The following is a 14,263-nucleotide window of genomic DNA, read 5'->3' as shown; positions in this document are numbered from 1 at the left end:
ATGTTCCGCGACGCGCCGCATTTCGACGTCCGCGATTATCTCCGCAAGGAGATGATGCCGCATTTCCTCTGCCCCGGCTGCGGCCACGGCATGGCGCTGCGCGCGCTGCTGTGGGCGCTGCATGAACTCAAGATCGACCGCGACAAGCTTGCGGTCGTGTCGGGCATCGGCTGCGCCGGGCGGCTGTCGGCCTATATCGACGCCAACACCTTCCACACCACCCACGGACGCCCGCTGGCCTATGCGACGGGCCTCGCGCTGGCGCGGCCGGACCTGCATGTCGTGGTGATCACCGGCGACGGCGATTGCCTGGCGATCGGCGGCAATCATCTGATCCACGCCTGCCGGCGCAATCTCAAGCTGACCTGCCTGATGCTCAACAACGAGATCTACGGCATGACCGGCGGCCAGGTGTCGCCGACGACGTCGGAGACGCGGCTGACCACGACGACGCCGCACGGCAACACCGAGCCGAATTTCGATGCCTGCGCGCTGGCGACCGCCGCCGGCGCCGGCTTCGTCGGCCGCGAGGTGACGCGCCACGTGCCGAAGATGAAGGAATTGATCAAGCACGGCCTGCAGCATCCGGGCTTCGCCTTCATCGAGGTGCTGTCCGACTGCACCGAGGTCTACGGCCGCAAGAACGACATGGGCTCGTCGTCAGAAATGGTGCTGCGGCAGAAGAGCGAGATGCGGCCGAGCGCCTATCGCGACAGCGTCGACGAGCCGTTCCGCTCGACCGATCTGCCGACCGGCATTTTGGCCCGCAACCATCGCCCGGAATACGGCGCAAGCTTGCGCGCCGCCGCCGCGGCGCGTGCCGCCAAGTAACAGGAGCGAGACGATGCCGAAATCCCGGATCGAACTGCGCTTCGGCGGCACCGGCGGGCAGGGCCTGGTGCTCAGCGCCAAGCTGCTCGCCGATGCGCTGGCGCTCGAAGGCCGCCACGTCGCGCAGTCGCAGACCTACGAGCCGACTTCGCGCGGCGGCTTCTGCAACGCCGACCTGGTGGTCGCGGCCGGCGAGGTCGACTATCCGCTGCCGGTCGCGTTCGATTATCTGGTGCTGCTCGACAAGATCGCGGTGAAGCCGTCCTGGCCGCGGCTGAAAGCCGGTGCGCTGGTGATCGCGGATACGCGGCTGTGCCCGGAGCTACCGGCCGGCGATGGCAAGCAGTTGTCGCTGCCGCTCAGCCGCACCGCGATCGAGCTCGGCAGCGAACGCGTCACCAACATCGTCGCGCTCGCCGTGCTGATCGAGCTGACCGGCCTGTGTAAGCACAAATCGGTCGAGCAGGTGATCCGCGCAAGTTCGCCTCGCGGCTTCCTCGACCTCAACCTGGACGCGCTCGCCGCCGGCTACGAGTTGGCCAAGGCGCCGGCCGTAGCAGTGGCGTCGTGAGATCGCCTTTTCACCAAGCACAGCGCAAACCTCTCCCCGCGCGCGGGGAGAGGTCGACGCTCTCTTGCGCGGCGGGTGAGGGGGCGTCACCGCGCGGCCGAGACTTCGTGCCCGCGTCGCCCTCACCCCACCCCTCACCCGCAAGCGGGAGAGGGGGCGCGCTGTGCGCCGGGGCCACCGCATCGTTCTGCATTGACGGATACTGACAAAGGATTGTTTCGATGAGCGCTCAGCCCGCCTTGCGTGAACCCGCCGTCTACATGCACGACCGCCTCGTCGAGACGATGCCGCGGCCGCAGCTTGCGGCGCTGCAATTCGAGCGGCTGCGGCGAATGCTCGAGCGGGCCTATCGCGACGTGCCGCATTATCGGCAGAGCTTCGACGCGGCCGGCGTCAAGCCTTCGGACCTCGGCTCGCTTGCCGACATCGCGAAGTTTCCCTTCACCAAGAAGACCGACCTGCGCGACAACTATCCGTTCGGGATGTTCGCGGTGCCGCGCAATCAGATGCCGCGGATCCACGCCTCGTCGGGCACCACCGGCAAGCCGACCGTGGTCGGCTACACCCGCGCGGATCTCGACGTCTGGGCCGATTTGATGGCGCGCTCGATGGTCGGCGCCGGCGTGTCGCCGGACGATATCGTCCACAACGCCTATGGGTACGGCCTGTTCACCGGCGGGCTCGGCGCGCATTACGGCGCAGAGCGGCTCGGCTGCACCGTGGTGCCGGCGTCGGGCGGCGGCACCGAGCGGCAGGTGCAGCTGATCGCCGATTTCGGCGCCAATGCGCTGTGCTGCACGCCGTCCTACGCGCTCAACATCGCCGAAGTCGCCGAGACCATGGGCGTCGATCTACGCAGCGCGCCCCTGCGCGTCGGCCTGTTCGGCGCCGAGCCGTGGTCCGATGCGATGCGCCGCGATCTGCAGGCGCGGCTCGGCATCAAGGCGGTCGACGTCTACGGCCTGTCGGAGATCATGGGCCCCGGCGTCGCCTGCGAATGCGCGGTGGCGCAGAACGGCCTGCACGGCTGGGAAGATCACTTCCTGTTCGAGACGATCGATCCGGAAACGCTCGACGTGCTGCCGATGGGCGCGGTCGGCGAGCTGGTGATCACCACGCTGACCAAGGAAGCGCTGCCGATGATCCGGTATCGCACCCGCGACATCACCAGCCTCTGCACCGAGCCCTGCGCCTGCGGCCGCACCCACGTCCGCATCATGCGCGTCACCGGCCGCGACGACGACATGCTGATCATCCGCGGCGTCAACGTCTATCCGTCGCAGGTGGAGTCGGTCCTCATCGGCTTCCCCGGCATCGCGCCGCACTACCAGATCGTGCTGACGCGCGACAAGGCGCTCGACGCCATGACGGTCGAAGTCGAGATCGCCCCCGACGCGCCGCGCGACGAGGCCGCGCTCGCCAAAAAGGCATCGGAAGTCACGCATCACATCAAGTCGCTGATCGGCGTGACGTGTAAGGTGTCGGTGAAAGCCCCCGGCGAAGTTCCGCGCTCGCAGGGCAAAGCGGTGCGGGTGAAGGATCAGCGGAATATCTGATCGCCTTCGCGCCATCGCGCGAACTTCGCGGTGCAGCATAAAAGTAATCGACACGCGCCTTGACATGCGCGCACCGATCTCACCTTAATTAACCGATTGAGTAAGCGTTCGCGCGCCAGCGCGTGACGGAATACTCAGTCACGCAGGACCGGCAATCAATGTCGGCCGCAATACACGTGGTTCGCCAAGGAACCACATGGGGAAGAAATGCTCGATTTCGTCCAGCAGGTGATCGGCGGGATTGCGCTCGGCTGCGTCTACGGCCTGATCGCACTCGGTTTCGTCCTGATCTACAAGGCGACCGAAGTCGTCAATTTTGCGCAGGGCGAAATCATGATGCTCGGCGCCTTCCTGTCGTTCACCTTCATCGCCACGCTCGGCCTGAACTACTGGCTCGGCTTCCTGCTGTGCGTGATCAGTATGGCGGTGCTTGGCGCGGTGATGGAGCGGCTGGTGGTGCGGCCGATCCTCGGCTACCCGCAATTCTCGATCGTGATGGCGACCATCGGCCTCGGCCTGGTGATCCGCTCGCTGGTCGGCATCATCTGGGGCACCGACGATTTGCGCATCGAAACGCCGTTCACCGGCGGCGTGATCCAGTTCGGCGGCCTGGTGCTGTCGCAGGACAGCCTGTCGATCATCGTCGCGACCGCGTTGTTGTGCGTGGTACTGTACGCCTTCTTCCGCTTCACCAAGATCGGCATCGCCATGCAGGCGACGTCGCAGAACATGCTGGCGGCGTACTACATGGGCATTCCGGTCAAGCGGATGTTCTCGCTGATCTGGAGCCTGAGCGCCATCGTGGCCTGTTGCGCCGGGGTGCTGTTGGCGCCGATCACCTTCATTCACGCCAATCTCGGCTTCCTCGGCATCAAGGCGTTCCCCGCCGCGGTGCTCGGCGGCTTCGGCAGCATCCCCGGCGCGCTCGCCGGCGGCATCACCATCGGCATCGTCGAGTCGCTGTCGGGCTTCTATCTGCCGGAGGGCTTCAAGGACGTTGCGGCCTATGTGGTGCTGCTTGCGGTGCTGCTGTGGCGGCCGCAGGGCCTGTTCGGCAGCAACGCGCTGAAGAAGGTCTGAGATGAGCGCGCACGTCCGCACCAGCTACGCGCAAAGCGAGCAGCTGTTTCCGTCGAAGAACGCCGCGTTCTGGTACGCCGCCCTGATCGCGGTGCTGGTCGCCGCGCCGTATCTGCTGGAATCCTATTATCTCAGCCAGCTGGTGTTCGTGCTGATCTATGCCATCGTCGGCATCGCCATGAACGTGCTGTCGGGGCAGGCGGGGCAGGTCTCGATCGGCCATGCCGCGTTCATGGCGATCGGCGCCTATACGGCCGCGGTCGCCCAGAAATACGGCCTGCCGCTGCCTGTCTATCTGGTGCTGGCCGGCGGCTTCACCGGGCTGATCGGCTATCTGGTCGGGCTGCCGGCGCTGCGGCTGCACGGGATTTATCTCGCGATCGCGACGCTGGCCTTCGCGTTCATCGTCGAGGAGATCGTCACCCGCTGGGAAAGCGTCACCAACGGCAACGAGGGGCTGATGCTCAGCGCGCCGTCGCTGTTCGGGCTGAAGCTCGGCTCGCAGGGTTTCTATTATCTTTGCCTCGGCGTCACGGTGGTGGTGATCCTGGCGGCGATCAACATCCTGCGCTCGCCGACGGGGCGCGCCTTCCTGGCGATCCGCGACAGCGAAACCGCGGCGCGCAGCATGGGCATCGACACCGCGCGCTACAAGACCCGCGCGTTCGCGATCTCCGCGGCCTTCACCGGGCTCGCCGGCGTGCTGTACGCGCACAAGCTGTCGTTCATCAGCCCGGAGATGTTCAGCCTGTCGATGTCTATCGAGTTCGTGATGATCATCATCATCGGCGGCGTGCTGAGCCTGCGCGGCGCTGTGTTCGGCGCGATCTTTATGATCATGGTCGATCCGATCCTGATCTTGGTGAAGGACAAGGTGCCGCAATTGACGCTCGGGGCGATGCAGGGCGTCGGCCTGTCCGATCAGCTCACCGACGCGATCCAGGCGGGCGTGGTCCGCGTCGTCGGCGCGCCGGGGCTGAAATCGCTGATCTTCGGCCTGATCATCATCCTGTTCATCATCTTCGAGCCGATGGGACTCGACGGCCGCTGGGCCCGGATCAAATCGTATTTCCGCCAGTTCCCGCTGTACCGGCCGACCAGCGCGCGCGCCCAGCGCATGTTCCTGAAATCGGAGCGCAACCGGTGAGCGCGTTCTTCAAGGTCGATAAGCTCACGGTGAAATTCGGCGGCCTGACCGCGGTCGACGACGTCAGCTTCGACATCGCCGAGGGCGAGGTCTTCACCATCATCGGGCCGAACGGCGCCGGCAAGACTACGCTGTTCAACCTGATCAGCCGCTTGTACACGCCCTATGCCGGGCACATCATCTTCCTCGGCGAGGACGTCACCCGGCTGTCGGCGCAGCAGATCGCCGGCCGCGGCATCGCCCGCACCTTCCAGAACATCGAGCTGTTCGAAAGCGCCTCGACGCTCGACAATCTGCTGGTCGGCCGCCACCGCCATTCCACCACCTCGACCTGGCAGGACATCCTGCGGCTGAAGAAGGTTCGCGACGAGGAGATCGCACATCGCCGCGCCGCCGAGGAGGTGATGGACGTACTTCGGCTGCAGCGCTATCGCGACACTCCGATCGGCAGCCTGCCTTACGGCGTCCGCAAGATGATCGAGGTCGCGCGCGCGCTGTGCGTCGGCCCGAAGCTGCTGCTGCTCGACGAGCCGTCCTCCGGCCTCAACGTCGACGAGACCAACGCCATGGCGGAGTGGATCCTCGAGATCAACAACCGGCTCGGCATCACCGTGTTGATGGTCGAACACGACATGTCGCTGGTCAGCCGTGTGTCCGATCGCGTGCTGGCGCTGAACTACGGGCGGACGATGGCGCTCGGCACCTCCGACGAAGTGCAGAACCATCCCGACGTCGTCGCCGCGTATCTGGGAGCCTGATCGCATGAGTGCCCAGCCGATCCTGCGTCTCGCCAATATCGAAAGCTGCTACGGACCGATTACCGCGATCCGCGGCATCACGCTCGACCTGAGGCGCGGCCAGATCGTCACCGTGCTCGGCGCCAACGGCGCCGGCAAGACCAGCATCCTGAAGACGATCTCCGGCGTGCTCGATCCGCTCAAGGGCACCGTCGAATTCGAAGGCCGCAAGATCCAGTCGATGGAGCCCGACAAGGTGGTGCGGCTCGGCATCAGCCACGTGCCGGAAGGGCGCGAGATCTTCCCGTTCCTCAGCGTGCGCGACAACCTCAAGATGGGCGCCTATATCCGCACCGATCAGCAGGGCGTGGCGGCCGACATCGAGAAGGCGTTCAACTACTTCCCGGTGCTGCGCGAACGTCAGGATCAGCTCGCCGGGCAGCTCTCCGGCGGCCAGCAGCAGATGCTGGCGATCAGCCGCGCGCTGATGGCCCGGCCCAAGGTGCTGCTGCTCGACGAGCCGTCGCTCGGCCTGTCGCCGCTGCTGGTGAAGGAGATCTTCACGATCATCCGCCGCCTCAATGCGGAGGAGGGCGTCTCGATCCTGCTGGTCGAACAGAACGCGCGGATGGCGCTCGAGACCGCGCATTATGGCTACGTGCTCGAGGTCGGCCGGGTGGTGACGCACGACAGCTGCGCCAACCTGATGCAATCGGATCAGATCCGGGAATTCTATCTCGGCCACGGACAGGGCGGACATGGCAGGCGGCACTGACTTGAGGTCCGGCGCGACGCTGGCAGGACGCATCGTCGCGGCGCTGCGCCAGCACGGCGACGCCGCGGTGCTGCGCTGGAAGCGCTACGGGCTGTGGCAGCCGGTCAGCGGTCGCCAGTTCGCGGACCGCATCGAGGCGGTCGCAGCCGCGCTGCTGGGGCAAGGTTTTCCGCCAGGCTCGGTCGGCGCGGTGATCGGCGACAATTGCACCGAATGGGTGCTGGCCGATCTCGCGATCGGCGCCGCCGGCGGCGTCTCCGCCGGGCTCGATCCGCACGGCGACACCGATGATCTGGCGCGTGCCCTCAACGACTGCAAGGCCAGCGTGCTGTTCGTCGCCGGCGATGACCAATTGCACAAGGCGCTGCGCGTGCGCGAACGTTGCCCAGCGCTCCAGCGCATCGTCGCGATGCATCCGCAATGGGACGACGGCGCTGGCGATCCGGGCGTCATCCCGCTGTCGGCGCTGGAAGTAGCACGTCGGGACGGCGCGCAGGCGCCGGGCCGCGAAGCCGTGATCATCTACTCGTCCGGCAGCACCGGCCCAGCACGCGGTGCGATCCTCGGCCACGACGCGGTGATCGCGCAGGCCGAGCGGGCGCGGCAGGCGCTCGGTCTGCGCAGCGATGACGAGCGGCTGTCGCTGACTCCGCTGCACCACGTGCTGGAACGCGTCGTCGGGATCTACGCCTCGCTGCTCGCCGGCACCGTGATCAACTTCCCCGAAAGCCCCGACACCGCGCTGGCCGATCTCGCCGAACTGCAGCCGTCGATCGTACAAGCCTCGCCGCAGCTGTTCGCGAAGCTGCAGGCCGGCATCCTGCTGGCGATCGGCGAGACGACGAAATTCCAGCGCTGGGCCTGCCGCACCGCGCTCGCGCACGGGCGGGGCCGCTCGCCGCTGCGCGTGATCACCGATCCTGTGGTGCTGGCGCCGATCCGGCGGCGGCTCGGGCTCGGCCGCGCCCGGCTGTGCCTGGCGAGCGGCGCGGCGCTGCGGCCGGACGTGGCCGACTGGTTCGCCGCGCTCGGCCGGCCGCTCATCGATGTGTACGGACACGCCGAGGCCGGCGGCGCGGTGCGCATCGCCGAACAGCACGCGATGGAGTGGAAACTCGGCGACCACGACGAACTCTGGCTGCGCGGCGACGCGCTGTTTCTCGGCTACGCCGGCGACGACGCTCCCGCCGTGCATCGCGACGGCTGGTGGCGCAGCGGCGATATTGCCCGCAGCGAGGGCGCTGAGCGCTACGCGATCGTCGGCCGGCTTGGCGACGTGCTGCAGCGGGGCGGCGAGCGCGTGCTGCCGTTCGCCGCCGAGCAGGCGCTTGGCGCATCGCCCTACATCGCCGACGCCTTCGTGCATCTTGGCGACGACGGCCGCGCCGTCGCGCGCGTGCTGCTCGATAGCGACCATGCGGTGCGCTACGCGCAGGACCGCGGCATTCCGTTCACGCACTTTCAGAGCCTGTGCCAGGCCGACGAGATCCGCGCGCTGATCGGCGAGGCGATCGCCGACGTCAACCGCCGTCACGCCGGCATCCGCATCGAACGCTTCACGCTGATCGAACGCGCGCTGCGCCCGGGCGATGCCGAGCTGGCCCCGTCGGGGACGCTGCGGCGGCATCTGCTGAAGGGCGACGACGGCGACACTGACACCAAGCGCCGGTCCGTCGCCGGCGCGCACTAAGACATTTCAAAGCAAACAACACAAAGAGGGAGCGAAACCATGAAGTCCAGCACTCTGCCGATGCTCGCCGCCGCGGCGCTGATCGGCCTCGGCGCCCAGCCCGCCCTCGCGCAGTTCAAGACTCAGGGAATCACCGACAGCGAGATCGTGATCGGCACCCACATGGACCTCAGCGGACCGCTGAAGGCGTGGGGCGTGCCGGCCACCAACGGCATGAAGCTGGCGATCGCGCAGATCAACGACGGCGGCGGCATCAACGGCCGCAAGATCCGCCTGGTCAACGAGGACGATGGCTACGATCCGAAGAAGGCGGTGCTGATCACGCAGAAGCTGATCGAGCTCGACAAGGTGTTCGCGATCGTGTCGGCGATGGGTTCGGCCACCACGCTGGCGCCGATGCCGCTGGTGCAGTCGGCGGGCCTGTTGCACCTGTTCCCGATCACCGCCGCCGAGTTCACCTTCAAGATGGACCCGGCCAAACCGGAAGACCGGCTGAAGTTCAACATGTTCAGCCCGTATTACGACACGATGCGGCTGGGCATCAAATACGTCATCGAGAAGACCCAGCTGAAGAAGCCCTGCATCGTCTATCAGGACGACGAAATGGGCAAGAACTTCACCGACGCCTACACCGACCAGCTCAAGGCCATGAACATTCCGAGCGCCACGATGGTGTCGTTCAAGCGCGGCGCCACGGACTTCAACTCGCAGGTCGCCCGGATGAAGGCCGACGGCTGTGACATGGTGGCACTCGGCTCCGTGGTACGCGAGTCGGTCGGCATCACCACGGCGGCGCAGAAGCTCGGTTGGAAGCCGACCTTCGTGGTGTCGTCGCCGAGCTACGTGCCGGACCTGCCGCAGCTCGGCAAGGAGACCACCGAGGGCATCTACGGCGTCGGCCAGACCGAGATCTTCTACGCCGACACCGCGACCGGCGAAGTCAAGAAATTCGTCGAGGACTACAAGAAGATGTTCGGCATCGAAGCCAATCAGCAGTCGACCGCCGGCTACAACGGCGTGATGGTGTTCGCGCATTTCGCCAAGAAGGCCGGCAAGGCCCTCACCACCGAGTCGCTGATGGCCGCCCTGGAGTCCGGCGAGACCTTCGACGACATCTTCGGCGGCGCGCCGATCAGCTTCACCAAGGACAACCACCTCGGCGTCTCCGCCGCCGTGATCGGCCAGATCAAGGACGGCCGCTGGACCACCATCGCCAAGAACCAGTCGTACAAGACCGAGAAGTAATCCGGCTCACCGCTGCAAACGCAAATGCCCGGCCTCGCGCCGGGCATTTTTGTTTTCAAGAGATGCGGCACCTCCAGCAAAACCTCATGGTGAGGAGGCGCGCAGCGCCGTCTCGAACCTTGGGCCGCTGGCACCTGTGGTTTGATCCTTCGAGACGCCCGGCTGCGCCGGGCTCCTGTGGATACGGGCGTAGTCCCTTTGGAGAGGCCGGATCGCATCGATCATTGATCCGTCATTGCGAGGAGCGAACCGACGAAGCAATCCAGCGCCGTGCAATGCGGCTGTGGATTGCTTCGCTTCGCTCGCAATGACGGCGTGGCCTACAGCCCCAGCACCAGCTTGCTGATGATGTCGCGCTGGATCTCGGAGGTACCGCCGAAGATGGTGTAGGCGCGGCCGTTGAGATGTGTCGGCATCACGGCAAGTTCGTCCTCGGGAATCGCCGGTGGGGCGTTGAGGCGGTGCAGCGGGCGGGTCGGTTCGACATACAGGCCGTCGGTGCCGATGACGTCGACGCCGAGCCGGCTTACCGCCTGATAGATCTCGCTGGTGCGCAGCTTGAGGATCGACGACACCGCGCCGGGATTCTGGCCGTTCTGCAACGCCGACAGCACCCGCAGCTCGGTCATTTCCAGCGCGTCGATATCGACCTCGGCCTCCGACATCCGGATCGCGATGTCAGGATCCTCGATCGCCCGGCCGGTCGCATCCGACTCGGCGAACGCCGCCGTCCGGTGCAGCGCCTTGCGGAGCTTGGCCGAGGCGATGCCGGAGCCGCGCTCGAACTCCAGTAAGTACTTGCCGTAGGTCCAGCCCTTGCCTTCCTCGCCGACCAGGTTCGACGCCGAAATCCGGACGTCGTCGAAGAACACCTGGTTGACTTCGTGGTCGCCGCCGATCGTCAGGATCGGGCGGATGGTGATGCCGGGGCTCTTCATGTCGATCAGGACGAAGCTGATGCCGTCCTGCTGCCGCGGCTCGTCGCTGGTGCGCACCAGCGCGAACATCATGTTGGCGTTGTGCGCGTGGGTGGTCCAGATCTTGGTGCCGTTGATGACGTATTCGTCGCCGTCGCGCACCGCGCGGGTCTTCAGCGACGACAGGTCCGAGCCGGAGCCCGGCTCCGAATAGCCCTGGCACCAATAATCCTCGCAGGACAGAATCCGCGGCAGGAAGTAGTTCTTCTGCTCCGGCGAACCGAAGCCGATGATCACCGGCCCGACCATCTTGACGCCCATCGGCGTCGGGCTCGGAACTCCTGCGTGAGCGCATTCGGTCTCAAAAATCCAGCGCTGCGCCGGCGTCCAGCCGGTGCCGCCATATTCGACCGGCCAGCCCGGCGCGCCCCAGCCCTTGGCGTTGAGGGCGCGCTGCCACGGCACGCCGGCCTCCGGCTCGGAGAACACGGAGGCGTTGAGCGATTCCGCCCGCTTCATGTCGGGCGTCAGATTGGCCGCGATGAAGTCGCGGACTTCCTGCTGAAAGGCGAGCTCGGAATCGCCGAAGGTCATGTCCATGTCGATGCCTCGCTTTGGTTAAACAGGCCGGCCGCTGAGCGCGGCGTGGCGGCGATAATGATGGGTGCTGCCGCCGAACAGCGTCTCGAACGCCAGCAGACGTTTGAAATACGCGCCGACGTCGAGCTCCTCGGTGACGCCCATGCCGCCGTGCAGCTGCACCGACTGCTCGGCGACGAAGCGCGCGCCCTTGCCGATCTTGGCCTTGGCGCCGGAGGCGGCGCGGCCGCGCTCGGCGGAATCCGCGTCGGCCTTCAGCGCCGCACGCAGCGCCATCGAGCGCGCTTCATCGACCTGCACCGACATGTCGGTGAGGCGATGCCGGATCACCTGATTGGCGGCGAGCGGCCGGCCGAACTGCTTTCGAACTTTGGTGTAGTCGAGTGTCTTGTCGGTCAGCGTTTGCATCATGCCGACGGCTTCGGCCGACATTGCGGCGAGGGCGCGATCGACGACGGCCTCGATCGCCGGATACGCGTCGCAGTCGCCGCCGAGCATCGCCTCCGCCGGCACGCGCACATTCTCCAGCGTCAGATTGCAGGCCCGCCCGCCGCCGAGCCGCGGATAGTCGGCGAGCGTCAGGCCGGCCGCGTCGCGCGGCACCAGAAAGAGGCGCAGCGAGCCGCTGCCGTTATTCGCCAGCCGCGCCGAGACGATCAACTGATCCGCGGCAGCGCCGTCCAGCACCGCGACCTTGGCGCCATCCAGCACGTAGTGATCGCCGTCCTTGCGCGCCGTGGTGTCGACGCGCGACAGGTTTGCGCGCGCGGCGCGCTCCGCATGAGCGAAAGCCAGCCGCAGCGTGCCTTCGGCGATCTGCGGCAGCAGCGCTGCCTTCTGCTCGTCGCGGGCATGTTCGGCGACGAGGCCGGCGCCGAGCACCACGGTTGACAGATACGGCTCGCTGACGAGGCCGCGGCCGAACGCTTCCATCAGGATGCCGACCTCGATCGCGCCGCCGCCGATGCCGCCGTGCTGTTCGGGCAGCGGCAGCGCCAGCCAGCCGAGATCGGCGAACTGCTTCCAAATTCCTTCGCTGAAGCCGTACGGCTCCTTGGCGTTGTGCTCGCGAAGCTTGGCCGTGTAGGTCTCGGCGATGAAGCGGTCGACGCTTTCGCGCAGCAGCCGCTGTTCGTCACTGGGCGTGAGATCCATCGCTTACACCTTCACTTGCTTGCGTACCGACGGATGCAGTCCCGACGGATCGACGATCATTCCAAACTCCTGCAGATTGTGAGCGTGACAAAGCTGATGCAGCGCGAACGCCTGATCGATCGCGGCCGGCTGGCCCTGAATATCGACCGAGCGGTTGACCGCTTCCTTGGTCATCTTCAGCGCGAAGGCCGGCTTCGCCGCGATGCGCTGCGCGAGCGCCAGGGTGAAAGCTGATAGTTCGGCGGCGGGCACCACATGGTTGACCATGCCGAGCTGATAGCCGTCTTGTGCGCTCCAGCTATCGGCGGTGAATAGCAGCTCCTTGGCCTTGCGCGGGCCGAGCTCCCACGGGTGCACGAACCACTCGACGCCGCACACGCCCATCGTCACCACCGGGTCGCAGAACTCGGCACTATCGGCGGCGACGATCAGGTCGCAGGCCCAGGCCAGCATCAGCCCGCCGGCGATGCACTTGCCGTGCACTTCGGCGATGGTCGGCTTGGCGAGATTGCGCCAGCGCCGTGTGATCTGCAGATAGATCTCCTGCTCGCGCGCCATCCGGCCGTGCGCGCCCGGCTCGCGAAAGCCGCCCCAGGCGCCGACCGGCGGAAAGTCGATGCCGGCTTCGTTCTTGGTGGTGGCGCGCAGATCGTGGCCGGCGGAGAAATGCGGGCCGTTGCCGGCGAGGATGATGACCTTGACGCCGTCGTCCTGCACCGCGTCGTCGAACGCGGCGTTGAGGTCGTAGGTCATCTGCAGATTTTGCGCGTTGCGCGCCTCCGGCCGGTTCATCACGATCCGCGCAATCGCCGGATCGGGACGTTCGACAACGAGGGTCTCGAAGCCGCCCATGCATCCTCCCGTTTCTTGTTGTACCGGCGTGAGGCCGGTTGTTGTTCCAGATAGTCTGGCAGGTCGCCGGCGCGTCCGCAAATCCGATCTGCTGCGCCATAGCGGCCATATTCCGCCCCGCGGCGCGGCCGTTCAACTTTCGACGGGAAGAGCCCGGTGCGCTGCTTTGAGGCAGAACAAACCGCCCCGCGCGCGAGTGTGCGACGCCGTGGGCTTCTGCCGGCAAGCGCCGGCCAGATTTGATTTTTTCGCTCAGCCGATCCGTGCGATAGGTCGCGGCTCGAAATTGCCCGCCGAAAGTGGATGATGTCGCAGTTCCGCATTGCCCCGATGATCCCCAAGCCCGCGTCGCTCGGCCTCGCCGCCGCAGCGCTGCTGCTGATCGGCGGAGCGGATGCTGAAGCGGCGAGCGCGCTGGCGACGCTGCCGCGCGATCTGTCGCCGTGGGGGATGTTCACCAGTGCCGATATCGTCGTGCAGGTGGTGATGGCCGGTCTCGCGGTCGCGTCGCTGGCGACCTGGACGGTGTGGCTGTCGAAGACCATCGAGCTGCGCCGCGAGACCGAGGGCGCCCGCGCTGCGCTGGCGACGCTCGAGGCCGATACCACGCTGGCCGAGCTGCGCGGCACCGAGGCGCAGGACGGCGTCGGCCAGTTGATCCAGACCGCGACGCGCGAAGCGCAGCTCTCGGGCTGGAATTTCGACGACGACTTCAAGGAGCGCGTCGCGCTGCGGCTGGAGCGCACTGAAGCGGCGATGTCGCGCAAGATCGCGCGCGGCACCGGCATCCTCGCCACCATCGGCGCGGTGGCGCCGTTCGTCGGGCTGTTCGGCACGGTGTGGGGCATCATGAACGCCTTCATCGGCATCTCCGAAGCGCACACAACTAATCTCGCCGTGGTGGCGCCGGGCATCGCCGAGGCGCTGCTCGCCACCGCGCTCGGCCTCGTCGCCGCGGTGCCGGCGGTGGTGATCTACAACTACCTGGTCCGTCAGATCGCGAATTATCGCGCGCTGCTCGGCGACGCCTCGGCGCAGGTGCTGCTGCTGGTCAGCCGCGATCGCGGCCGTTCGGCGCGGCTGATGGCGCGGGCTGCGGAGTAGGCG

The 14,263-nt window shown here is 66.6% G+C and carries 13 protein-coding genes; 10 read left to right on the top strand and 3 right to left on the bottom strand.

Translation table 11 applies throughout. The features are described 5' to 3' along the window. The 9 genes from LPW26_RS10850 (at position 1) to LPW26_RS10810 (ending at position 9,632) form a co-directional block, all read left to right on the top strand. Positions 1-831, top strand: coding sequence for a thiamine pyrophosphate-dependent enzyme (locus LPW26_RS10850; RefSeq protein ID WP_238735077.1), 831 nt, complete (start codon positions 1-3; stop codon positions 829-831). A 13-nt stretch (positions 832-844) separates the two neighbouring features. Further along, complete coding sequence (locus LPW26_RS10845) at positions 845-1,402, top strand: 2-oxoacid:acceptor oxidoreductase family protein (RefSeq protein WP_238735075.1); 558 nt, start codon at positions 845-847, stop codon at positions 1,400-1,402. 221 nt (positions 1,403-1,623) lie between these two features. Further along, on the top strand, positions 1,624-2,958 hold the full coding sequence (locus LPW26_RS10840; RefSeq protein ID WP_238735073.1) for a phenylacetate--CoA ligase family protein: 1,335 nt from the start codon (positions 1,624-1,626) through the stop codon (positions 2,956-2,958). Positions 2,959-3,165: 207 nt separating this feature from the next. Then, positions 3,166-4,038: a branched-chain amino acid ABC transporter permease gene (locus LPW26_RS10835; protein WP_238735071.1), complete on the top strand. Its 873-nt coding sequence runs from the start codon at positions 3,166-3,168 to the stop codon at positions 4,036-4,038. A 1-nt stretch (position 4,039) separates the two neighbouring features. Then, positions 4,040-5,185: a branched-chain amino acid ABC transporter permease gene (locus LPW26_RS10830; RefSeq protein ID WP_238735069.1), complete on the top strand. Its 1,146-nt coding sequence runs from the start codon at positions 4,040-4,042 to the stop codon at positions 5,183-5,185. Continuing rightward, positions 5,182-5,943, top strand: a complete 762-nt coding sequence (locus LPW26_RS10825; RefSeq protein WP_238735067.1) for an ABC transporter ATP-binding protein — start codon at positions 5,182-5,184, stop codon at positions 5,941-5,943. Before LPW26_RS10830 ends, LPW26_RS10825 begins: the two co-directional genes overlap by 4 nt. 4 nt (positions 5,944-5,947) lie before the next feature. After that, positions 5,948-6,697 (top strand): ABC transporter ATP-binding protein, encoded by a 750-nt coding sequence (locus LPW26_RS10820; RefSeq protein WP_238735065.1) that lies wholly within the window; start codon positions 5,948-5,950, stop codon positions 6,695-6,697. Further along, the gene (locus LPW26_RS10815) at positions 6,681-8,387 is read left to right on the top strand and encodes an AMP-binding protein (RefSeq protein WP_238735063.1); all 1,707 of its coding nucleotides are present in this window, start codon (positions 6,681-6,683) and stop codon (positions 8,385-8,387) included. Before LPW26_RS10820 ends, LPW26_RS10815 begins: the two co-directional genes overlap by 17 nt. Positions 8,388-8,426: 39 nt before the next feature. Beyond that, positions 8,427-9,632, top strand: a complete 1,206-nt coding sequence (locus LPW26_RS10810; RefSeq protein WP_238735061.1) for an ABC transporter substrate-binding protein — start codon at positions 8,427-8,429, stop codon at positions 9,630-9,632. Positions 9,633-9,952: 320 nt separating this feature from the next. Here the strand turns inward: LPW26_RS10810 and LPW26_RS10805 are convergent, their stop codons facing one another. The 3 genes from LPW26_RS10805 to LPW26_RS10795 are packed head-to-tail and all read right to left on the bottom strand — an operon-like array spanning position 9,953 to position 13,156. Then, a complete protein-coding gene (locus LPW26_RS10805; RefSeq protein ID WP_238735059.1) occupies positions 9,953-11,149 on the bottom strand; it encodes an acyl-CoA dehydrogenase family protein in 1,197 nt (398 codons plus the stop codon). 18 nt (positions 11,150-11,167) lie between these two features. Then, positions 11,168-12,304: an acyl-CoA dehydrogenase family protein gene (locus tag LPW26_RS10800; RefSeq protein ID WP_238735057.1), complete on the bottom strand. Its 1,137-nt coding sequence runs from the start codon at positions 12,302-12,304 to the stop codon at positions 11,168-11,170. 3 nt (positions 12,305-12,307) lie between these two features. Further along, complete coding sequence (locus tag LPW26_RS10795; RefSeq protein ID WP_238735054.1) at positions 12,308-13,156, bottom strand: enoyl-CoA hydratase; 849 nt, start codon at positions 13,154-13,156, stop codon at positions 12,308-12,310. Positions 13,157-13,459: 303 nt separating this feature from the next. On the opposite strand from LPW26_RS10795, the gene exbB reads away from it, so the two are divergent. Then, positions 13,460-14,260, top strand: a complete 801-nt coding sequence (gene exbB / locus LPW26_RS10790) for a tonB-system energizer ExbB (RefSeq protein ID WP_238735052.1) — start codon at positions 13,460-13,462, stop codon at positions 14,258-14,260. Positions 14,261-14,263: the final 3 nt, after the last annotated feature.

The organism is Rhodopseudomonas infernalis (genome assembly GCF_022271405.1).
Lineage (GTDB): Bacteria > Pseudomonadota > Alphaproteobacteria > Rhizobiales > Xanthobacteraceae > Rhodopseudomonas > Rhodopseudomonas infernalis.
The sequence above is the reverse complement of the archived record's forward strand: the minus strand, read 5'-3'. Positions and strand labels throughout refer to the sequence as shown.

Coding starts and splice junctions, on each gene's coding strand:
- LPW26_RS10850 (WP_238735077.1), top strand. CDS start 1: ATGTTCCGCGACGCGCCGCATTTCGACGTCCGCGATTATCTCCGCAAG.
- LPW26_RS10845 (WP_238735075.1), top strand. CDS start 845: ATGCCGAAATCCCGGATCGAACTGCGCTTCGGCGGCACCGGCGGGCAG.
- LPW26_RS10840 (WP_238735073.1), top strand. CDS start 1,624: ATGAGCGCTCAGCCCGCCTTGCGTGAACCCGCCGTCTACATGCACGAC.
- LPW26_RS10835 (WP_238735071.1), top strand. CDS start 3,166: ATGCTCGATTTCGTCCAGCAGGTGATCGGCGGGATTGCGCTCGGCTGC.
- LPW26_RS10830 (WP_238735069.1), top strand. CDS start 4,040: ATGAGCGCGCACGTCCGCACCAGCTACGCGCAAAGCGAGCAGCTGTTT.
- LPW26_RS10820 (WP_238735065.1), top strand. CDS start 5,948: ATGAGTGCCCAGCCGATCCTGCGTCTCGCCAATATCGAAAGCTGCTAC.
- LPW26_RS10815 (WP_238735063.1), top strand. CDS start 6,681: ATGGCAGGCGGCACTGACTTGAGGTCCGGCGCGACGCTGGCAGGACGC.
- LPW26_RS10810 (WP_238735061.1), top strand. CDS start 8,427: ATGAAGTCCAGCACTCTGCCGATGCTCGCCGCCGCGGCGCTGATCGGC.
- LPW26_RS10805 (WP_238735059.1), bottom strand. CDS start 11,149: ATGGACATGACCTTCGGCGATTCCGAGCTCGCCTTTCAGCAGGAAGTC.
- LPW26_RS10800 (WP_238735057.1), bottom strand. CDS start 12,304: ATGGATCTCACGCCCAGTGACGAACAGCGGCTGCTGCGCGAAAGCGTC.
- LPW26_RS10795 (WP_238735054.1), bottom strand. CDS start 13,156: ATGGGCGGCTTCGAGACCCTCGTTGTCGAACGTCCCGATCCGGCGATT.
- exbB (WP_238735052.1), top strand. CDS start 13,460: ATGATGTCGCAGTTCCGCATTGCCCCGATGATCCCCAAGCCCGCGTCG.